Origin of the sequence: Streptacidiphilus sp. MAP12-20, assembly GCF_041262525.1 — a bacterium.
Taxonomy (GTDB): domain Bacteria; phylum Actinomycetota; class Actinomycetes; order Streptomycetales; family Streptomycetaceae; genus Streptacidiphilus.
The window spans coordinates 369781-389543 of sequence record NZ_JBGCCK010000001.1; the positions used below are offsets into that span (position 1 = coordinate 369781).

General features: G+C 71.1%; 19 protein-coding genes, 1 tRNA gene and 1 pseudogene. 6 read left to right on the plus strand and 15 right to left on the minus strand.

What is annotated here, in order from left to right; translation table 11 throughout:
- Positions 1-333: 333 nt before the first annotated feature.
- The 3 genes from ABIA32_RS01615 to ABIA32_RS01625 all read left to right on the plus strand — a co-directional run bounded on the left by ABIA32_RS01615 (position 334) and on the right by ABIA32_RS01625 (position 2873).
- Entirely contained in the window at positions 334-1119 is a 786-nt protein-coding gene (locus ABIA32_RS01615) for a helix-turn-helix domain-containing protein (RefSeq protein ID WP_370091841.1), read from the plus strand.
- A gap of 175 nt (positions 1120-1294) precedes the next feature.
- Complete coding sequence (locus ABIA32_RS01620; protein ID WP_370091842.1) at positions 1295-1600, plus strand: helix-turn-helix domain-containing protein; 306 nt, start codon at positions 1295-1297, stop codon at positions 1598-1600.
- A gap of 10 nt (positions 1601-1610) precedes the next feature.
- Complete coding sequence (locus tag ABIA32_RS01625; RefSeq protein ID WP_370091843.1) at positions 1611-2873, plus strand: tyrosine-type recombinase/integrase; 1263 nt, start codon at positions 1611-1613, stop codon at positions 2871-2873.
- Positions 2874-2976: 103 nt separating this feature from the next.
- Here ABIA32_RS01625 and ABIA32_RS01630 read toward each other — a convergent pair whose 3' ends face one another.
- From ABIA32_RS01630 to ABIA32_RS01655, 6 genes are all read right to left on the minus strand, one after another.
- Complete coding sequence (locus ABIA32_RS01630) at positions 2977-4185, minus strand: helix-turn-helix domain-containing protein (protein ID WP_370091844.1); 1209 nt, start codon at positions 4183-4185, stop codon at positions 2977-2979.
- Positions 4186-4237: 52 nt separating this feature from the next.
- Positions 4238-5038, minus strand: a complete 801-nt coding sequence (locus tag ABIA32_RS01635) for a hypothetical protein (RefSeq protein WP_370091845.1) — start codon at positions 5036-5038, stop codon at positions 4238-4240.
- Between the two features lie 405 nt (positions 5039-5443).
- Positions 5444-5530: transfer RNA gene (locus ABIA32_RS01640), tRNA-Ser, on the minus strand.
- An 87-nt stretch (positions 5531-5617) separates the two neighbouring features.
- Complete coding sequence (gene tadA, locus ABIA32_RS01645) at positions 5618-6109, minus strand: tRNA adenosine(34) deaminase TadA (protein ID WP_370091981.1); 492 nt, start codon at positions 6107-6109, stop codon at positions 5618-5620.
- A 49-nt stretch (positions 6110-6158) separates the two neighbouring features.
- Positions 6159-6731, minus strand: coding sequence for a hypothetical protein (locus tag ABIA32_RS01650; RefSeq protein ID WP_370091846.1), 573 nt, complete (start codon positions 6729-6731; stop codon positions 6159-6161).
- Between the two features lie 217 nt (positions 6732-6948).
- Positions 6949-7185, minus strand: coding sequence for a hypothetical protein (locus tag ABIA32_RS01655; RefSeq protein ID WP_370091847.1), 237 nt, complete (start codon positions 7183-7185; stop codon positions 6949-6951).
- 120 nt (positions 7186-7305) lie between these two features.
- Between ABIA32_RS01655 and upp the strand changes: the two genes are divergently transcribed.
- Positions 7306-7944 carry a uracil phosphoribosyltransferase gene (gene upp / locus ABIA32_RS01660; protein WP_370091848.1) on the plus strand — a complete coding sequence of 213 codons (639 nt, stop codon included), beginning with the start codon at positions 7306-7308 and terminating at the stop codon, positions 7942-7944.
- 162 nt (positions 7945-8106) lie between these two features.
- On the opposite strand, the gene ABIA32_RS01665 is transcribed toward upp, so the two are convergent.
- The 4 genes from ABIA32_RS01665 to ABIA32_RS01680 all read right to left on the minus strand — a co-directional run bounded on the left by ABIA32_RS01665 (position 8107) and on the right by ABIA32_RS01680 (position 10657).
- A complete protein-coding gene (locus tag ABIA32_RS01665) occupies positions 8107-8796 on the minus strand; it encodes a LytR C-terminal domain-containing protein (protein ID WP_370091983.1) in 690 nt (229 codons plus the stop codon).
- A 132-nt stretch (positions 8797-8928) separates the two neighbouring features.
- The gene (locus tag ABIA32_RS01670; protein WP_030253738.1) at positions 8929-9225 is read right to left on the minus strand and encodes a type II toxin-antitoxin system VapB family antitoxin; all 297 of its coding nucleotides are present in this window, start codon (positions 9223-9225) and stop codon (positions 8929-8931) included.
- A 15-nt stretch (positions 9226-9240) separates the two neighbouring features.
- Positions 9241-10407: a hypothetical protein gene (locus ABIA32_RS01675; protein WP_370091849.1), complete on the minus strand. Its 1167-nt coding sequence runs from the start codon at positions 10405-10407 to the stop codon at positions 9241-9243.
- 16 nt (positions 10408-10423) lie between these two features.
- A complete protein-coding gene (locus ABIA32_RS01680; protein WP_370091850.1) occupies positions 10424-10657 on the minus strand; it encodes a hypothetical protein in 234 nt (77 codons plus the stop codon).
- 167 nt (positions 10658-10824) lie between these two features.
- On the opposite strand from ABIA32_RS01680, the gene ABIA32_RS01685 reads away from it, so the two are divergent.
- Entirely contained in the window at positions 10825-12249 is a 1425-nt protein-coding gene (locus ABIA32_RS01685) for an MFS transporter (protein WP_370091851.1), read from the plus strand.
- 29 nt (positions 12250-12278) lie between these two features.
- Positions 12279-14165: a prolyl oligopeptidase family serine peptidase gene (locus tag ABIA32_RS01690; protein ID WP_370091984.1), complete on the plus strand. Its 1887-nt coding sequence runs from the start codon at positions 12279-12281 to the stop codon at positions 14163-14165.
- Positions 14166-14333: 168 nt separating this feature from the next.
- Here the strand turns inward: ABIA32_RS01690 and ABIA32_RS01695 are convergent, their stop codons facing one another.
- From ABIA32_RS01695 to ABIA32_RS01715, 5 genes and pseudogenes are all read right to left on the minus strand, one after another.
- A complete protein-coding gene (locus ABIA32_RS01695) occupies positions 14334-15113 on the minus strand; it encodes an SURF1 family protein (protein ID WP_370091852.1) in 780 nt (259 codons plus the stop codon).
- Between the two features lie 20 nt (positions 15114-15133).
- Complete coding sequence (locus ABIA32_RS01700; RefSeq protein ID WP_370091853.1) at positions 15134-16402, minus strand: hypothetical protein; 1269 nt, start codon at positions 16400-16402, stop codon at positions 15134-15136.
- A gap of 119 nt (positions 16403-16521) precedes the next feature.
- Positions 16522-17064, minus strand: a pseudogene (locus ABIA32_RS01705) (SigE family RNA polymerase sigma factor); the annotation flags it as partial.
- A 224-nt stretch (positions 17065-17288) separates the two neighbouring features.
- Positions 17289-18365, minus strand: coding sequence for an aspartate-semialdehyde dehydrogenase (locus tag ABIA32_RS01710; RefSeq protein WP_370091855.1), 1077 nt, complete (start codon positions 18363-18365; stop codon positions 17289-17291).
- Complete coding sequence (locus ABIA32_RS01715) at positions 18362-19681, minus strand: aspartate kinase (RefSeq protein WP_370091856.1); 1320 nt, start codon at positions 19679-19681, stop codon at positions 18362-18364. Before ABIA32_RS01715 ends, ABIA32_RS01710 begins: the two co-directional genes overlap by 4 nt.
- Positions 19682-19763 lie beyond the last annotated feature (82 nt).

Sequence of the window (19763 nt, forward strand, 5' to 3'; positions counted from 1 at the left end):
CCGTGTGGCCGTACGCTTAGGCACGGAATCCCTTCCCGGTACGCGTCTGGGCCCTGGTAAGCCCGCGTGCTGGTTGATCGCTTGTGATGGGTGGTCGTTTTCAGGGAGCCTTCCGGCCCTCGGTGCTCTAACACCGGGGGCCGCTCCCGTTTCCGGGGGCCCCGGGTGATCCTGGTAGATCGCCCGCTCTCCCCGTGACGCAGAGTGTTCCGTGATCAGCTTCGATCCGTCAAGCACAAACTGTGCTCTGGTTACACAACAGCGGAATGAAGGTAGCACGAAGGCTGCGATCTGAGGTTGCAGTGATCGTCTTGAAGCGGGTACCTTCGCTGTATGAACGAAGCGAGCGAATGGCAGGCGAGCGTGACAGCACGCGTCGCCGAGGCCGTGCGCCGCTTCCGGGACGAGCGCGGAATGAGCGCCCAGGACGTCGCCGACGCCTGCGCGAAGCTGGGGTACCCCATCCCGCGCAGCATCATCGCGAATCTGGAGAACGGCCGCCGCGCGAGCGTGGACCTGGCCGAGGTCCTGATCCTCGCCAAGGCCCTGGACGTCCCACCGGTGGCGCTGGTGGTGCCGGCCGGCCAGACCGGCGCGGTGGAGATCCTGCCTGGTCAGACCTACTCCACCGATGACGCGCTCCAGTGGCTCACCGGCGAGACGATGCTCGACGACGAGCCAGAGGAGGACACCGTCGAGGAGCGCTTCGACGAGATCCGCCGCCACCGCCAGTCCGTGCACAACCTGCTCAAGTCGGTCAGCCGCGCGGACGAATACCGGCGCGGTGCCGCGATGACCCGCGACCCGGCCACCCGCGACATCAACCTCGAACTCGTCGCCCGCTTCGACGAATTCGTCAGCGAGCAGTCGCGCAGCCTGCAGGACTTCCGCGCCACGATGCGGTCCAAGGGCATCCAGCCCCCTACGCTTCCCCCGACGCTTACCCATCTCGACTACGTCGAGATCGAGGACTCCTGGGTTCACTACAGCGAGGCCCCCGAGGCCCCTGGAGCCAGACCGCCCACGGACGAGGAGCGAGAGGCCGAACGCACGGCCCGGGCGGCCCGCGACGCGGCCCTCATGGCCAAGATCAGCAGTCGGCGGAAGGACCGCACCTGATACGAGCACCCTGACCCGCAGCAACGCGGCCCCAGCAGAGACGGTCGACCACACCGTCCCCGCAGCCAGGTGTTAGAGCACCGGCACCCGAGGCCGCACCGCGCGAAACGACCACCCATCACACGATCACGCCGCCTGGGGTACCAGCCCCGCCGCGCGGCGCGAGGAGTTCACCGTGCCCCAGTTCCCCCTGCCCGCGCACACCCTCGCCCAGGCTCTCGGCATCCCCGACGAAGACCTGCTGCCGCTCCTCGCCTCGGTGGCTCCCGAGCAGGGCGACCCCACCGTCCTCGCGCTGACCGTCGAGGAGGCGGCCCGCCGGATCGGCGTCGGCCGCACCACGATGTACGCGCTGATCGCCTCCGGCGAGGTGCCCTCAATCCAGATCGGCCGCCTGCGCCGCATCCCCGCCCAAGCACTCACCGACTACATCGCCGCCTGCACCCGAACTGCAGCCTCGACCGACGCCCTCGCGGCCTGAGGGGGCGGCCATGGCGAGCAATGGAAAGCGTCCCGACGGCGCGTCTTCGATCTACTTCGGCAAGGACGGCTACTGGCACGGCCGAGTCACGGTCGGCATCAAGGACGACGGACGGCCCGACCGGCGTCACGTCATGAGCAAGAACGAAGGCGAGGTGATCAACAAGGTCCGCGAGCTGGAGAAGGACCGCGATGCGGGCAAGGTCCGCAAGCCCGGCAAAGGATGGACCGTCAGCACATGGCTCACGCACTGGGTCGAGGAGATCTCTGCCCCCTCCGTCGCGGAGACCACGCTCTCCGGATACCGGGTCGACGTCTACCACCACCTGATTCCCGGACTCGGCGCCCACCGCCTGGAGAAGCTGGAGCCCGAGCACTTGGAGCGCTTCTACAAGAAGATGCAGGACGCCGGGAGCAAGCCCGCGACGGCCCACCACGTGCACCGCACGATCCGCGCCGCCCTGAACCAGGCGATGCGGCGCGACCACGTCACCCGCAACGTCGCCTCCCTCGCCAAACCGCCGAAGATTGACGAGGAGGAGGTCGAGCCGTACGAGGTGGAGGAAGTCCAGCGGCTCCTCGCAGAGGCGGTGAAGCACCGGAACTCCGCACGCTGGGCGGTGGCCCTCGCCCTGGGCCTGCGTCAGGGCGAGGCCCTGGGGCTGATGTGGAAGGACGTCGACCTGGAGGCCGGAACCCTCTGGGTTCTCAAGGCCCGTCGGCGCCCGAAGTACGCACACGGCTGCGGCGGCACCTGCGGCAAGCAGGCCGGCTACTGCAAGCAGCGGCGCCAGGTGAACGCCGACACCGCCAAGACCAAGTCGCGTGCGGGCAAGCGCGGCATCGGCGTGCCGGACGAGCTGATCCAGCTCCTGCGCCTGCACCGCGCCGAGCAGGAGAAGGAGAAGGCTGACGCGGGAACCGACTGGACCGACAGCGGGTACGTTTTCACCCGCCCCGACGGCGGCCCGGTTATCCCCAGGACCGACTACGGCCTGTGGAAACAGCTGCTGAAGCGCGCCGAGGTGCGGGACGGCCGCCTCCACGATGCCCGGCACACAGCAGGAACGATTCTGCTGATCCTCGGGGTCCCCGAGCGGGTCGTCATGGAGATCATGGGTTGGTCCTCCACCGCGATGGCGGCCCGCTACCAGCATGTCACCGGACGCATCCGCCGCGACGTCGCTAAGCAGGTCGGCGGCCTCATCTGGGAAGTCGCCAAGGGGCACGACGAGAAGCCCCGGAAGAAGAAGCGAAAGGGCAAGAAGAAATAGCGGTCCTGACGTCGGCCGAAGACTGCGGGGAGGGGTGTGCAGAGCCCTGCACACCCCTCCCTTGTGCGTCGGAGCGCCCTACGAGAGGCGGGTCGATTGCCCGTCAGTCGATTGCCTCGCTCAAATGGTTGGCGTTCGCAGCGGGCCAGGGACCTCGGCGGACCGATGCGGGCTCGGCTGTATGTCTTTGGACTGCTGCGCCCACGTTGGACACCAGCCGCAGCACGGGTCGCTGGTCGCGGTAGCCGAGTAGTTCGCGAACGCGCTCGGGCTTCCAGGCGAGGATGCGGGCGAGCTTGGGGATGGTCAGCCCTGTCGTTTCGGATGCCAGCTCGAAGCCCTGGCGCAACAGCACAGGCTGCTCTCCGGGAAAGCCGCTGATTGGTTCAGGGCAGAACCCGGGTTGGTCTTCCAAGGCACGGAGCCTCTGATAGGCGCGGCTTGTCGTGGCGTCGGAGACCAGACCCAGCTCCCGGCAGCGGAAAAGCAGGGAGTGGACGGACACGCCCCAGATCCGTCGTAGGTCCGAGAGTTGGGCGAGGTCCATGCGACGCGGGAGCAGCGGCAGGATGCTCTCTCTCGGGGTGAGGAACTCGGCTGCGAACGCGTCCGCTTCGCGTTCTTGCGCACGGTCTCCGGTGGCGTCGCTGTGAAGAACGAGGTGGCCGAGTTCGTGGGCCGCAGTGAAGCGGTGGCGGTAGACGTCGTCGGCCCGGTTCGGAGTCAGGACGGCTACGGGGCGGGCGGCGCGGGTGGAGAACGCATCGACGGTGCGAGCGGAGGCATCGGCCTCCTGCGGGAGGGCGATAACGATGCCGCGGGCCTCCATACGGCGGACCAGGTGAGTGACCGGGCCGGTGCCGAGGTGCCAGCGCTTGCGGAGCTCGCGAGCTGCCTGTTCTGGTTCCGGAGACAGCTCGCTGCCTGGGTGGACCTCGCCGCCGGCGAAGCCGGGTAGGTCTACTACCGGAAGCTGGACGTGGCGCTCAAGCGCGAAGGCGAGTTCCCACACCTGCTCGGCGTAGCTGAGTGCCTTCTCCCGCTGCCCCTTGGGTGTACTGCGCAGCGAGCGGAAGTGTGCCATTGAAGCATCGAGGCGGCACGTCGGCCTTCCCCGCAGGAAGAACGTTTGCGGAACGCTGAGCACATCGGCAAGCTGTGGGATCAGGTCCGGGCGTGGTCGGGCCACCCCGGTCTCGTACTGGCCCACTGCGGCGGGGGTGACGCCGATCTGGGCTGCCAGGTCCTTCTTGGTCAGCTCCGCCAAGCGGCGGGCTTGCGTAAGACGGGCCGGGTCGAAGGCGTCGACCACAGCCCGAGGAGTGGCCTGGGCAGGTGCGTCCAGGCCGGGTAGTGACGGCTGGTCAGGATTCATCGTCTTCGGCTGCTCGGGGATCGATTGGGTCGGCCTCGGTCTCCGGCGGGACGTCCAGGCCTGTCTCGGATGCGGGGCGCTGGTTGAAGTTGAGCGGGGGCTCCTCGCCGGAATCGAAGCTTCGGACCGCTGGTGCCGGAATCGGCTCGGAGGAGGGGGAAGGGATGGTCCCCGGGCGGGCAGTAGCAGCAGGCAGTGCGAGTGGATCCGGAACCTGCTGCCATTCCAGCCTTCCATCGACCTGATTCAGGGCAGCGACACCCCAGTATGCGTCGAGGAACCCAGAGGTATTGCACGCGAAGGGCACGAGCACGAGCCGGGTCTCCGGCGGAAGTGTTGCCAGCTGTCCGCGCAGCTCGTGCTCCATCTCGGTCTCGTCGTTCTGGAAGGGATCGAGCATGTCCTGCATTACGCGCAGCGCCGGGGCGAAGGTGAACAGGTCACGCACCAGCCCGGACACATTGGGGATGCGTGCCTGCCGGACGTCTGCCTTGGACTTGGCGTAGCAGAACGGGTAGAGCAGCCCGCGTCCGACGTGCACGAGCTCGAAAGGGAAACCCCTGGGCTTGATCTTGGTAGCTCCGGAGAGCGCACCGACCTCATCAGCGATCCGCTCGTACTGCCCTGCCCACCGGGCGATGCCATAGACGTGGTTCTTCTGGCTCTGCGCGTCGTAGTGCGCCTGCTCGGCGTTGGTCTGCACGGCGCGGAGCGCACGGCCGAGAGCGGCCTGCACCTCGACGGCCTGCTCGTCACCGAACAGGTCACGCGCCCAGGGCGATACGGACATGCCTACCGGGTCCTTCCAGCCACCTGCTTGCGCTAGGTGGCAGATTCGATTGCTAACACTTTAGTTGATCTCTCTTTCATTGCACATGGACTTTAGCACCTCGGGTGGCCCTGGAGTTGGAATCAAGTCGGTGCGCTGGCACGCCGTGGGGAGCCCTCGCGCCGCTGGATCGTTGTGCTGCAGCGTCGCCTCTTGGCCACCATGGGATCGATGACGGTGATGCTGCCGTCGTACGGGCTGGCGCTCGACCATGCCCAGTCGGGGTGGGGTGGCCTCTGCAGTGCTCCTCGAATGAGGCTGCCCCTGGAGTGGGCGTCTCGTGAGCTGTTGAGACTAGCGATGAGACTAAAACGCCGAGGGCCCGTCAGGTGACTGACGGGCCCTCGGCGTTTGTCCTGCTCAGAGCGGTAGCGGTGGGATTCGAACCCACGGTGAAGTTGCCCCCACACACGCTTTCGAGGCGTGCTCCTTTGGCCGCTCGGACACGCTACCGTGGGACAGCTTACCGGACGTCGGCCAGTGCTCCTAAACGCGTTTCCGGCCGGTGCCGCAGTGGGCGCGCGGCGCAGGAGACGCAGGTCACTCGCGGTGGCCGTCGAAGAAGTCGCGCAGTTGTTCCGCGCAGGCGTCGGCGAGGACGTCGGGGATGACTTCCGGGCGGTGGTTGAGGCGGCGGTCGCGGATCACGTCCCAGAGGGAGCCGGCGGCGCCGGCCTTGGCGTCGAGGGCGCCGTAGACGACGCGGTCGAGGCGGGAGAGGACGATCGCGCCCGCGCACATCGTGCAGGGCTCCAGGGTGACCACGAGGGTGCAGCCGCTCAGGCGCCACTCCCCGACGGCCGTGGCCGCCTCGCGGATGGCGACGACCTCCGCGTGGGCCGTCGGGTCGCCGACGGCCTCGCGGGCGTTGTGGCCGCGGCCGATGACCGTGCCGTCCGGGCCGAAGATCAGCGCGCCGACCGGGACGTCGCCCGTCGCCGGGGCGAGCGCGGCCTCCGCCAGGGCGAGGCGCATGGCCGGCTCCCAGCGGGTGCGGACGGGGTCGGGGCGGTAGGGCAGCTGGTCGGACATGCGAGGCATGCGATCAGTCTGTCCTACCGCACGACACGAAAGCGCCGCGCTACCGCACGGCTTCCAGCACTTCGCCGCACCCGAGGGCGTCGGCGATGTCGGTCAGGGCGTCGCCGGGCACGGAGCCCTCCGCCGCCAGGTCCATCAGCTCCTTCGCGCCGAAGCCGAAGTCGATCAGGAGTCCGGCGTCGCCCAGCGGTCCGGAAGGGATGCCGTCCGAGCCCACGGGCGCAGCGGAGTCGCTGTCCTCGTCGTCCTCGTCCGACGTCCCCGTGGACGTCTCCTCGTCGTCGAGGTCGACGACCAGGTGGTCCAGATCGTCGAGGTCGTCCTCGCCGTCCCGGCCCAGCAGCTCCTCGGTCAGCACGATTTCGCCGTAGGCGCTGCGTGAGGCGGCGGCCGCGTCGGAGACGAAGACGCGCGGGTCCTCCTCGCCGTCCACGCGGACGACGGCGAACCACGCGTCCTCTTGTTCGATGAAGACCAGCACGGTCTCCTCGTCCTCGGCGGCCTCGCGTGCCAGGTCGGCCAGGTCGGCGAGGGTTTCGACGTCGTCGAGATCGGTCTCGCTCACGTCCCACCCGTCCTCGGTGCGAGCGAGCAATGCAGCGAAGTACGCCACCAGCGACTCTCCCAGGTCATTGGCCGTTAGGACCGGTCGTGCGGTCCAGGGCCGCCAGGTACGGAGGCCCCATCGGCATCGTGACAGAAAGCAGCGCGCTGCGGGGAGTGTTCTGGCGCGCGTCTTCGCTGGTCGTGTCGAGGAGTTGGGAGCACGGGTCCCAGGGCGGGGATCGGACTACCCCTTGATGTACGGGAAGAAACGGATCTGTAGCCGATCAGAAACGGAACGTACGCATCCGGGCAGCCTGCCGCAGCCGCATCGCCTTCGTCCGGCGCGGATGGACGCGCTCGCGCAGCTCGCGGGCCTCGGCGAGCTCGCGCAGGAACCGTGCCCGACGCCGGCGACGCTCCGCAGGATCCTCGGGCGTCTCCTCGCTCTCGCCGGGCTCCGAAGTGTCGGAGGTCGGCTCTTCGGCGCGCGTGGGGCGGGCAGGGCGCTTCGGCTTGGCCATCGTCGGTCGGCCCCCTGGGGTCGCGGATCGTTCTCCTTTCACTTTCCCTCGCGAGTCCGGCGGACACCAGTCCGCTGCGGCATGGGCTTCGACCCGGTCCGCTCGGATAATGTCGTGTCTATGCGGATTCATGTCCTGGACCACCCTCTGGTCGCGCACAAGCTGTCCACCCTGCGCGACGAGCGCACCGACTCGCCGACCTTCCGTCGCCTCACGGACGAGCTCGTGACGCTGCTGGCCTACGAGGCCACCCGGGACGTGCGGACCGAGCGGGTGGAGATCACCACGCCGGTCGCGGTCACCGCCGGCGTCAAGCTGAGCTACCCGCGCCCGCTGGTGGTGCCGATTCTCCGAGCCGGGCTCGGCATGCTGGACGGCATGACGCGGCTGCTGCCGACGGCTGAGGTCGGCTTCCTCGGCATGGTCCGCAACGAGGAGACGCTGGAGGCCTCCACGTACGCGACCCGGATGCCGGACGACCTGTCCGGCCGTCAGGTCTACGTGCTGGACCCGATGCTCGCGACGGGCGGCACGCTGGTGGCGGCGATCCGCCTGCTCATCGAGCGCGGCGCGACGGATGTGACGGCGATCTGCCTGCTGGCGGCGCCGGAGGGTGTCGCGGTCCTGGAGAAGGAGCTGGCCGGCCTCCCGGTGACCATCGTCACGGCGGCGGTGGACGACCACCTGAACGGGCAGGGCTACATCGTCCCCGGCCTCGGCGACGCGGGCGACCGCCTGTACGGCACGGCCGGCGACTGATCCTTTTCGCATAGGTCCAGTGGCAGCACGCTGGGGGCGCGAGGCTCTGCTCGATCAACTGCGTACGCGACAAGCCACTGACATGCGGATGGTCCTCAACGCGCAGGGCCATCCGCACAGGGTCGTTTCTCGCGCCCTGAGGGTCCTCGCCGTTCGAAGCGCTCAGCAGTGCGCGGCGGCAGCCGCGGACGGTGACGCGGCGAGAGCGAGGGCCTGGGCGACCTGGGCCGGGGTGAGCAGCGCGGTGAAGCCGTTGCCGACGAAGAAGTCCACGCTCGCGTCCTTGCGGGCGTCCGTCGTGGTCGTCGCGCCGGAGACCTCGGAGCCCAGCAGGGACAGCGCCGCGCGGCTCGTCGCCGCGCCGGTGACCTGGGCCGCGCCGGTGATCTTGTTCTGCAGGGCGACCGGCGCGTTGGCGATTTTGCCGATCTTGAAGCCTCGCAGTTTCAGCTGCGCCGCTGTCTGTCCGGCCAGGCCGACGTGGTTGGTCGCGTTGTAGACGTTCACCGTGATCGTCGCCGGCTGTGGTACCCCGCTCGGCAGGGCAATCGGCGCCGCGCCGCCAGAGGCGGAGGCGGCGGCCGAGGCCATCGCGGACGCCGACGGCTTCGCCGCGTCGCCGCCGACCGCCGCGGCCTGGTGCGTGCAGTTCTTCGCCGCCGCCACCGGCTTCTTCTTGCCGCCGAAGACGGTCACCAGCTGCACCGTGCCCCAGCCGAGCACCGCGACGGCGACCACCGCCGCCAGAATCTTCAGCACCCGACGGCGTTTCTGGCCCGGCCGCGAGAGCCGCGGATAGGCCTTGCCGCTGATGCGGTACTGCTTTCCCTTGAGACCGGGGGGAGTCAACATGCTCACCGCGGGTTGCCCCCTTGTGCGCGTGGGCTGTGGTTGCCGTCGTACAGGTGTTGTGAGGCTCACAGTAGACCGACGGCCGGGCTCCGCGCCTGCGCAGGAGTACTAACGGATGATCAGTGAACCCGTTCAGTCCATTTCCAGCACGCGCGCGTGCAGTACCTGACGCTGCTGCAGCGCGGCGCGGACCGCGCGATGCAGGCCGTCCTCCAGGTACAGGTCGCCCTGCCACTTCACCACGTGGGCGAAGAGGTCACCGTAGAAGGTGGAGTCCTCCGCCAGCAGCGTCTCGAGGTCGAGTTGGCCCTTGGTGGTGACGAGTTGGTCCAGGCGAACCGGACGCGGTGCGACGTCCGCCCACTGGCGGGTGCTGACCCGGCCGTGGTCGGGGTACGGCCGCCCGTTGCCGATGCGCTTGAAGATCACACGGAAAGCCTACCGTCAATGACCGAGCGCCGCGCCTATCCGGTCCATCGAGGCGAGCCGCATCAGCCCGTAATGGTAGAACTCGACCTCCGGAACCCCGAGCTCGCGCAGCGCCGCGACCTTCGCGGCCAGATTCTCCGCGCCGTCGCAGTCCTGTGCCATGGGGCGCAGGATGACCGCGAGCGCGCCCGGGTCGACGCCGTGCAGAGCGAACGCGGCCACCTTCTCGCGGACCTGCGCGGCGGTCGGGGCGTAGCCGAGCGTCTCGATCTGCGGCACGGCCTTGGTCAGGGCCGGCAGGTCGATCCCGGAGAGCCAGCCCTTCCCCGGGCCGCCGCCGTCCATGAAGCTGAGCCGCATGCCGAGCGCGGCGGCGGTCTCCGCCGCTTCCGCGGCGAGCGAGGTGACCGTGGCGGCCGAGGCGTCGATGTACGCGGCGACCGCGCCGTCGGCGAGCTCGTCGAGCGCGCAGGGCCGGGCGGCGGCTTCCTCGTCGGCGAGGCGCGCGCGGATCTCGGCGTGCACGCGCTCGCGCACCTCGTCCGAGGGAACGCCGGCGGCGTGGGCGGCGGCGCGGCAGTGCTCGCAGAAGCAGAGGCCGAGCAGCGCCTCGGCGACGGGCCCGAGCTGCTCGAAATAACGTTCGTGGTGGTAGCCGTGCCGCAGTCCGTGGAAGTGGAGCGACTCGGCCCTGATGGCGTCCACGCCGTAGCGGGCGTGCTCGGCGACGAGCGTGCGGACGTAGGCGCGCACCTCCGGGTGGGCCGGGCAGAGCTCGGTGAGGTGACGGTCGCCGAAGGCGTTCTCGGGGGCGCAGTCGGGGTGGAGGAAGCCGAGGCGGTCGTTGTGCAGGAAGACGGTCCAGGCGTGCAGCTTCATCCCGCGTGCCTGCGCCTCGGCGGAGGCCAGAGCGAAGGGGTCGGTGTCGCCGATCGCGGTGGAGGGCGCGGGCCGCAGGCGGCTGCCCGCCCAGACGGCGGTGTCCGGCTGGAAGTAGGCGGCGCCGGGTTCGAGGTAGCGCAGCACCCGGCGCGGATTGTGCGGGAAGACGTCGCGCGCCTCGTGGTAGACGGAGGCGAGGGTGACCCCGCCGACCCCGGCGCGGTCGGTCAGATTGCCGAAGAAGGCGTCCGGCCCCTCGTCCAGCAGGTCGGTGGCGAAGGCGAGGACGGACGACTGCACGGCGGTGCTCCGAGGATCAGGGGGAGACGGACGCGTCGGCGTCGTGGTCCCGCGCGTTCTGCAGGTCCTGCACGTCCTGCAGGTCCTGTACGTGCGCCGACGCGGACCACGCTAGCGAGTGGCTCACGGTTGGTCTAGACCTGCTCGCGGCGTGTGCGGAACTCGGGAGCAGTGAGGTGCCGAGGGTGACGACGGCGGTCAGCAGCACAGCGACGGCGGTCGCCGCCCGTCGGCGGGCGCGGGGATCCATGGCTCAAGCCTTTCGCGGGCATCCTCCGATTCCATGATCCGCCCGTCACAGCTCCGCTACAGCGCTGGGCGCTCACCGCCCTCCTTGCGGGTGCGCCGTCCGCTGTCCATCAAGCGGACACTTTCTTCCCCTTCCGATTATCTCTGTGGCAGAGATAAACTGTCCCCATGACCATCGGCGATCAGCAGCTCCCCCTCCCCGGCGTCCACCCGCGCGGGTGGGAGCTGCTGACCCGCGAGCGTCCGCGTCCGGAGTCCATACGCAACCGTCCGTGGGCCTGGCGGCTCGCCGTCGCCACCGTCTGCTTCGGCGCGTTCATGGGCCAGCTCGACGCCAGCATCGTCACGCTCACCTACCAGCCGCTCGGCGCGCAGTTCCACGCCGCGCCGGCCGCGGTCGAGTGGGTGTCGCTGGCCTACCTGCTCACCCTCGTCGCCCTGCTGGTCCCGGTCGGCCGATTCTCGGACGCCCACGGGCGCAAGCTGATGTACCTCTACGGCTTCGGCGTCTTCACCCTCGCCTCCGCCGCCTGCGGCCTCGCACCCTCCCTCCTCGCGCTCGTCGCCTTCCGCGTCGCGCAGGCGGTCGGCGCGGCGCTGATGCAGGCCAACAGCGTCGCGCTGGTCACCACCAGCGCGCCGCCCGGTCGGATGCGCAGCGCGCTCGGCATGCAGGCGGCCGGCCAGGCGATCGGGCTGGCGCTCGGGCCGACGGTCGGCGGCGCGGTCGTGGCGACGCTCGGCTGGCGCTGGGTGTTCCTGGTCAACGTGCCGGTCGGCCTGGTCGCCCTCGCCGCCGGGCATTACCTGCTGCCGCGCACCCGGCAGCGCTGCGCGGGCGCACGCGTCGACGGGATCGGCGTGCTGCTGCTCGCGCTGACCACGACCGGGCTGATGCTGGCCCTGTCGGTGGTCTCCGGCCTGGGCTGGCCGCTCTGGTCGGCCGGCCCGCTCGTGCCGGTGGCGGTGGCCGCCGGCTGGGCGCTGATGAAGCGTCAGGGGGAGTGCAGTCGGCCGCTGGTCGATCTGGCCCTGCTGCGCTCTAACGCGCGCGGGCTGCTCGGCGGGCTCAGCGGCTACCTGGTCCTCTTCGGCCCGCTGGTGCTGGTGCCGGTCGTGCTGACCCGCCAGGGGGTCGGGCTGATGACGTCCGGGCTCGTGCTGACCGCGCTGCCGTTGGGCTTCGCCCTCGCCGCGACCGGCGCGGACCGCGTGCTGCCGCGTGCGCTCCCGGACCGCGATCGCGCCCGCCTCGGCGCGGGGATCAGTGCCGTGGCGCTCGGCCTGCTCGTGCTGCTGCCGATGACCGCCGGGCTGCTGCCCTTCACCTTGGGGCTGCTCGGGATCGGCCTGGGCGTCTTCACTCCCGCCAACAACACGGCCGTCATGGGTGCCTTTCCTGCGGAGTCGGCCGGTACCGGGGGCGGAATGGTCAACATGGGCCGCGGGCTGGGCACCGCGCTTGGTGTGGCCGCCGTCACCTTGATCCTGCACCTCGTCCCCGGCGCGACCGGCGAACAGGCGGCCGCCGCCGCGCTGCTGGCGTTCGCGGTGCTGATGTTCCCCGCACGGCGCCGAGCTTCCTCGTCGTAACGGATTCGTCCGGCCGCCCTTGCCGGATGATGGACCCCATGAGCAGTGAGAGCAACGAGAGCAGCGAGACCCGGCACGCCGCAGCCGCCGCAGCGGCCTTCGACGCCCTTCCCGCCTGGGAGCAGCGCTTCCGCGCGGCCCGGGTGGGCCTGCCCGAGTGGGCGGAGGACGCCCCCGAGCGGTCGCTCTTCCTGTCGAACGCCACCGGCACCTACGAGATCTACGCCTGGAACCGCGCCGACGGCGCGCAGCGCCGGGTGACCGACCGCCCCAACGGCACCACCGAGGCGACGCTGACCCCCGACGGGGAGTGGATCTGGTGGTTCGACGACACCGACGGCGACGAGTTCGGCGTGTGGCGGCGCCAGCGCTTCGGCGGTCCCGAGGCCGCCGACGTGGGCGAACGTGACGCCGAGGCGGTCCCCGGGCTCGCGCCCGCGTACCCCGCCGGGCTGGCGCTGGGCCGCCACGGCGAGGCGGTCGTCGGCCGCTCCACCGACGAGGACGGCTCGACCCTGCACCTGGTCCGTCCGGACTCAGCCTCGCCGCTGGAGATCTACCGGCACCGCGAGTCCGCGGGCGTCGGCGACCTCTCGCACGACGGCACGCTGATCGCGGTCGACCACACCGAGCACGGCGACGCGATGCACTCCGCGCTGCGCGTGCTGCGGGTGGAGGGCGACACCGTCTCCGTGGCCTGCGAGCTGGACGACGCCACCGGACGGGAGGAGCCGCTGGGCCTCTCCTGCCTCGGCTTCGCCCCGCTGCCCGGCGACGCGCGGATGCTCGTCGCGCACCAGCGGCGCGGCCGCTGGGAGCCGCTGATCTGGGACACCGCGAGCGGTGCGGAGCAGGAAATCCTGCTCGACCTCCCCGGCGACGTCACCGCCGAGTGGTACCCGGATGCGACCGCGCTGCTGATCGAGCACAGCTTCCGCGCCCGCAGCGAGCTCTACCGCTACGACCTGACGACCGGTGTGCTGACGCTGCTGGAGACCCCGCCCGGAACGGTCTCCGGCGCGTCCGCGCGTCCCGACGGCTCGGTCGAGTTCCTCTGGTCCTCCGCCGAGCAGCCGCCGGTGGTCCGCTCCACCAGCGGCGCGGTCGTGCTCGCGGCGCCCGGCCCGCAGGCGCCGTCGTCGGTGCCGGTCGAGGACGTCTGGGTGGACGGACCGGGCGGCACGGTCCACGCCCTGGTCCAGCGCCCGGCGGGGGCCGGGACCGGACCGCTGCCCTGCGTCTTCGAGATCCACGGCGGCCCGACCTGGCACGACTCCGACTCCTTCGCGGCGGGCCCGGCGGCCTGGGTCGACCACGGCTACGCCGTCGTCCGCGTCAACTACCGCGGTTCGACGGGCTACGGCCGCGCCTGGACGGACGCGCTGCGGCACCGCGTGGGCCTGATCGAGCTGGAGGACATCGCCGCAGTGCGGGAGTGGGCGGTCAGCAGCGGCCTCGCCGACCCCGAGCGGATCATCCTGGCGGGCGGCTCCTGGGGCGGCTACCTCACCCTCCTCGGCCTCGGCGTCCAGCCGGACGCCTGGGCGCTGGGCCTGGCGGCGGTCCCGGTCGCGGACTACGTCACGGCCTACCACGACGAGATGGAGGCCCTGAAGGCGATGGACCGCACGCTGGTCGGCGGCACGCCGGAGGAGGTCCCCGACCGGTACGCGGCGTCGTCGCCGCTGACGTACGTGGACGAGGTGACGGCCCCGGTCTACATCAGCGCGGGCGTGAACGACCCGCGTTGCCCGATCCGGCAGATCGACAACTACGTGGCGGCACTGGAGAAGCAGGGCAAGACCCACGAGGTCTACCGCTATGACGCCGGGCACGGCTCATTGGTGGTGGAGGAGCGGATCAAGCAGCTGCGCCTGGAGCTGGACTTCGTCGCGCGGCATCTGCAGGCGAGGTAGCTGCACTATCCAGGGGCGCGGAGCTCTGCTTGATCAACTGCACGCGCGACAAGCCACCCGGTGCGGATGGTCCTCAACGCGCAGGGCCGTCCGCACAGGGTGGTTTCTCGCGCGTGCAGTTGATCAAGCAGAGCCTCGCGCCCCTGGGAAGTGCAACTTCTCGCTTGCCTAGGGTTCCAGGCCGAGTTCGCGGTCGCGCGCCTGCTCCACCTCGCGGCGGAAGAAGCGGAACCACATGAAGATCACGAAGCCCGCGAAGACGAACCACTGCGCGACGTAGCCCAGGTTCTGGATCGCCTGGAGGCTGATCCCGCCCCCGCCGGTGCTCGCCGGCGAGGGGGGCGGGAGGGGGGTCAGGCCTGACGTGCCCGACGCGCCGGAGTCCAGGGCGACGGAGCCGTTCCAGACGCTGTACGGCAGCAGGTTCACCAGGGTCACCGAGGAGACCATGCCGAGCTGACCGGTCGGCAGGCCGCCCGCGGAGATCACGCCCGTCGAGTCCGCGGTCTCCGCGGCCTGCATCCGAGCTGTCACGGAGACCGTGCCGGTCGGCGGCGCCGGGGCCGTCGTGGGCGTGCCAGGGAGCCAGCCGCGCACCACCGCGACGTACTCGCCCGTGCCGTCCAGCTTCATCGGGGTGAGGATCAGCGAGCCCGTCTGCCCCCGCAGCGCGCGCTGCGGGACCACGAACTGGTGCGCCGCGTCGTACGTCCCGGAGAGGGAGACCCGTCGGCCGGCGTCCGTGCCGACGCCGTTGCGGTCACCGGAGGCGATCAGCGGGGCCAGCGCCGACGGCGCCGCGTCCGCCGAAACGTGCGCCTTCTGCGGCTGACTGTGCAGCTCGTAGCGGCTCAGCTGCCAAAGGCCGAGGATGACGCAGACCGGCACGGCCACCACCGCGAGCAGGTGGATGCCCAGCCAGCGCGGGGTCAGGAGGAACCGGTACACCCGACTACGGTAACCACCGGCTACCTCGGCGCGGCCAGCGGGTCCGTGCGGTAGATGGTCCCCGCGCAGGCGTTGGTCAGCGTCGTGGTCGCCGCCGCCGCACCGCCCGCGGCGGGGACGAGGGCGAGCTGGACGCTCGGGCCGCCCGGGGGAACGGTCCCGCCGGTGTTGGGCGAGCCGGTGACCGGCGAGCCGCTCGGGCTGTCGCTCGGCGCCACCGCCCCGCCCCCCGCCGACGCGCCTGCCGCGCCGGACGCCCCCGACGCGGCTGCGGCCGTCGAGGAGGGCGAGCCGACGGGGCTGCCCGTGGGACTGGCCGACACGCCCGACGGGCAGGCTGCCGGCACCCAGGCGAAGTCGATCACGTAGGACTGGCCGGGGGCGAGGGCCGCGACCGGATGCAGCGGGTTCGGCGGGGGCAGCGCGCCGGCCGGGTCGGCGGCGGTGTGCGGCAGCACGGCGAAGCGGGTGGCGTCCGTGCCGACAGCCGCCAGCACGTCGATCACGCCGGACCCGCTGACCTGGCAGGCGCTCGCGGAGACGTTGCTGACCGCGAAGGAGCCGTAGACGACCCCGGACGCGTCCGCCGGGGCCACGCCCGCCGCGCCCTTGCCGAGCTGGGTGCGGCTGCACTCGGGCAGTGGCCCGGAGGGCGTCAGGCTGCGCGAGGCGCCGCCGGTCGCGACGGTGGTGACGCCGCCCGAGGGCAGCGGTACCAGGACGCCGCCGGACGCCGGGCTCGGCAGCAGCGTCGCCAGGACCGAGCCGTCGGCCGTCGGGTGACCGCCGGGGACGTCGGTGCTGCCGCTCGCGCGGCTGTGGCTGCCGCCGGTGCCGGACGGGTCAGGTCCTGGCAGCTGTCCGCCGGGCTCCGTGCCCTGCGCGATGCCGATCGTGTCGGGGCTGAGCGAGTGCAGCGTGGTCAGCCCCAGCAGCACCAGCGACGCGGCGACCACGACGCCCCCGTACGCGCGCCGCCGCAGCGCACGTCGCTGGGGGACCGCGTGCCGCAGGCGTTCGAGCGAGCGCGGAGCGGGCTGCAGGCCGCCGACGGCGCCGTGCAGGCGCGCCCGCAGCGCGGCCTCGACCGGGTCCTCCTCGGGTTCGCCGATCGGACCTGCCTGGCCGGGCAGCGTCGTGGGGCGGGGCGGGAAGGGCCGGTCGAGCCAGAGCGGCGGGGTGTGCGGCGGCTCCATGGGGAGCGGCGGGGTCGCCGCCGCGGCGTCGGGCCCGATGCCCGAGCCCGGTCGCACCACGCGCAGGTAACGCGAGCGCCGGTCCGCGCTCACAACTGCCTCCCCTCCGCGCCGAAGCCCGTGCCGGTCCCCGTGTTGGTGCCCTTGCCGTTGCCGCCGCCGTTGCTGGCGCTGCTCTGCCCGTTGCCGCTGCTCTGCGCGCCGCTGCCTTCGCTGTCCATGGTGATCCGGAGCGCGGCCAGCCCGCGTGATCCGTAGGCCTTGACGGAGCCTACGGAGATTCCCAGCGCGTCCGCGACCTGAGCCTCTGTCATGTCGGAGAAGTAGCGCAGCACCAGCACCTCGCGCTGGCGTCGCTGCAGTCCGCGCAGGGCCATGATCAGCTCGTCCCGCTCCAGCGCGTCGTACGCGCCCTCCTCGGCGCTGGCCATGTCGGGCATCGGCTTCTGCAGCAGCCGCAGGCCGATGATCCGGCGGCGCAGCGTCGACCGGGACAGGTTCACCACCGTCTGGCGCAGGTAGGCCAGCGTCTTGTCCGGGTCACGCAGCCGCCGTCGGGCCGAGTGGACCCGGATGAAGGCCTCCTGGACCACGTCCTCGCAGGACGCCGCGTCGTCCAGCAGCAGCGCGGCCAGGCGCAGCAGGGAGCCGTAATGGGCCTGGTAGGTCTGGGTGAGGTGGTCCACGCTGGCGCCGACGGCTGCGGGCGCGGCGGCGTCGGCCGCCGCGGTGAAGGGCGTGAAAGGCGCCGTCATCGGAAGCACCAGGCTCTGTGGCACGCCAGTTGGACGCATGACCCGCCCCGAGGGTTGTACGTCACCCGGCCCCTCCGTGACACCGTGTTCAGGGACACTACGGTACGGGGCGGTCAAGCGGTGCGGAAGCCGGATCGGCGGTCTGCACGAACTCCCCTTATTCGGGCGGATTCGGTGTGTTCACGTCAGGCCGGTCCATTCTTCCCACGCGTCTCCCCACGCGCTCACTCCTGCGCGACGAGCTCGGCGATCTGCACGCAGTTGAGCGCGGCGCCCTTGCGCAGGTTGTCCCCGCAGAGGAAGAGCTCCATCGCGTGCGGGTCGTCCAGCGAGCGGCGCACCCGGCCGACCCAGGTCGGGTCGGAGCCGACCACGTCGGCCGGGGTCGGGAACTCGCCCTTCACCGGGTCGTCGTAGATCACGACGCCGGGCGAGGAGTCGAGGATCTCGTGCACCCGCGCCACGTCCGGCTCGCGCTCGAAGACCGCGTGCACGGTGAGCGAGTGGCCGCTGACGACGGGGACGCGCAGGCAGGTCGCCGAGATCGGCAGCTCGGGCAGGCCGAGGATCTTGCGGGTCTCGTTGCGCAGGCCGAGCTCCTCGCTCGACCAGCCGTCCTCGACCGCGTCCCCGGCCCAGGGCAGCAGGTTGAGCGCGAGCGGCGCCTCGAAGGGGTCGTCGTCCTGCTCCGAGACGGCCCGGCGCAGGTCGCCGGTGCGGCTGCCGACCAGCGGGTCGGCAGCCACCTCGACGGTCTGCCTGCGCAGCGTGTCGATGCCGATCCGGCCGCGTCCCGAGGCGGCGAGCGCCGCCGTGACGACCAGCTCGCGCAGCTCGAACTCGGCGTGCAGCGCGGCCAGGGCGACCGTCAGCACCAGCGTCGCGCAGCGCGGCGCGGCGACGATGCCGATGCGGCGCATCCGCGCGGCGGAGGGGTTGATCTCGGGGACGACCAGCGGCACGTCCGGGTGCAGCCGGAACGCGGCGGAGCCGTCCACGGCGACCGCGCCCGCCTCCACGGCGAGCGGGGCCCAGACCCTGACGATCTCCTCGGGTGCCTCGAACAGCGCCACGTCGACGCCGTCGAAGCAGCCGGGCTCCAGGGCGCGGACCGTCTCGGTCCGTCCCAGCAGCGGCAGTTCGGTGCCCGCGGCGTCGGCGGAGGCGAACAGGCGGACCTCGCCCCAGACGTCCGCACGGGTGGCGAGCAGCTCCACCAGTACCCGTCCCACGGCGCCGGTGGCGCCGATGACGGCCAGGGTGGGACGTGCACGGCCCGTGCGGGCGTCCGGCAGGCTCATCGGCCGGTGCCCCCGTAGACGACGGCTTCGTCGCTCTCGCTGTCCAGGCCGAAGGCGGTGTGCACCGCCTGCACGGCCGCGGTGACGTCCTCGGCGCGGGTCACCACGGAGATGCGGATCTCGGAGGTGGAGATCAGCTCGATGTTGACTCCGGAGGCGGAGAGCGCCTCGAAGAAGGTCGCCGTCACGCCAGGGTGCGAGCGCATGCCGGCGCCGACCAGCGAGATCTTGCCGATCTGGTCGTCGTAGCGCAGCGTCTCGAAGCCGATGGACTCCTGGACCTTCTCCAGCGCCTCGATGGCCTTGCGGCCCTCGTTCTTGGGCGCGGTGAAGGAGATGTCGGTCAGCCCGGTCGACGCGGCGGAGACGTTCTGGACCACCATGTCGATGTTGATCTCGGCGTCCGCGACCGCACGGAAGATACGGGCGGCCTCGCCCGGCTTGTCCGGGACGCCGACGACCGTGACCTTCGCCTCGGAGGTGTCGTGGGCCACGCCGGAGATGATGGCCTGCTCCATGTCGGATTCGCCCCCTTCGGGCTTGGTCTGCGAATTCTCGGGCTGCGAATTCAGGGAAACGCGCGGCTTGTTGGAGACCCAGGTGCCGGTCAGTCCCGAGAAGGACGAACGGACGTGGATCGGCATGTCGTAGCGGCGCGCGTACTCGACACAGCGGGCGAGCAGCACCTTGGAGCCGGACGACGCTAGCTCCAGCATGTCGTCGAAGCCGATCCAGTCGATCTTGCGGGCCTTCTTCACCACGCGCGGGTCGGCGGTGAAGACGCCGTCCACGTCGGTGTAGATCTCGCAGCACTCGGCGTCCAGCGCGGCGGCGAGCGCGACGGCGGTGGTGTCCGAACCGCCGCGGCCGAGCGTGGTGATGTCCTTGGTGTCCTGGGAGACGCCCTGGAAACCGGCCACGATCGCGATGTTGCCGCCGTCGAGTGCGACGCGGATGCGGCCCGGCGTCACGTCGATGATGCGGGCCTTGTTGTGGACGGAGTCGGTGATCACGCCGGCCTGGCTGCCGGTGAACGACTGCGCCTCGTGGCCGAGGTTTTTGATCGCCATCGCCAGCAGGGCCATGGAGATGCGCTCTCCGGAGGTCAGCAGCATGTCGAGCTCGCGGCCCGCCGGGAACGGCGACACCTGCTCCGCGAGATCGATGAGCTCGTCCGTCGTGTCACCCATCGCGGACACCACGACGACGACCTCATGGCCGGCCTTCTTGGTGTCGACGATTCGCCGGGCGACCCGCTTGATGCCCTCGGCATCCGCTACGGATGAGCCGCCGTACTTCTGCACGACAAGGCCCACGTGCGCTCCTCGACTCTTGTGGCTTGGCCGCACCGAGTGGGATCCGGCAGGCCTGTGGTCGTCCGCCAGTCTAGCGATCGCG

Excerpts from the sequence above, each read along its gene's own strand:
- ABIA32_RS01685 (WP_370091851.1), top strand. The coding sequence starts at position 10,825 with ATGACCATCGGCGATCAGCAGCTCCCCCTCCCCGGCGTCCACCCGCGC.
- ABIA32_RS01690 (WP_370091984.1), top strand. The coding sequence starts at position 12,279 with ATGGACCCCATGAGCAGTGAGAGCAACGAGAGCAGCGAGACCCGGCAC.
- ABIA32_RS01655 (WP_370091847.1), bottom strand. The coding sequence starts at position 7,185 with ATGGCCAAGCCGAAGCGCCCTGCCCGCCCCACGCGCGCCGAAGAGCCG.
- ABIA32_RS01680 (WP_370091850.1), bottom strand. The coding sequence starts at position 10,657 with ATGGATCCCCGCGCCCGCCGACGGGCGGCGACCGCCGTCGCTGTGCTG.
- ABIA32_RS01635 (WP_370091845.1), bottom strand. The coding sequence starts at position 5,038 with ATGTCCGTATCGCCCTGGGCGCGTGACCTGTTCGGTGACGAGCAGGCC.
- upp (WP_370091848.1), top strand. The coding sequence starts at position 7,306 with ATGCGGATTCATGTCCTGGACCACCCTCTGGTCGCGCACAAGCTGTCC.
- ABIA32_RS01710 (WP_370091855.1), bottom strand. The coding sequence starts at position 18,365 with ATGAGCCTGCCGGACGCCCGCACGGGCCGTGCACGTCCCACCCTGGCC.
- ABIA32_RS01625 (WP_370091843.1), top strand. The coding sequence starts at position 1,611 with ATGGCGAGCAATGGAAAGCGTCCCGACGGCGCGTCTTCGATCTACTTC.
- tadA (WP_370091981.1), bottom strand. The coding sequence starts at position 6,109 with ATGTCCGACCAGCTGCCCTACCGCCCCGACCCCGTCCGCACCCGCTGG.
- ABIA32_RS01665 (WP_370091983.1), bottom strand. The coding sequence starts at position 8,796 with ATGTTGACTCCCCCCGGTCTCAAGGGAAAGCAGTACCGCATCAGCGGC.
- ABIA32_RS01615 (WP_370091841.1), top strand. The coding sequence starts at position 334 with ATGAACGAAGCGAGCGAATGGCAGGCGAGCGTGACAGCACGCGTCGCC.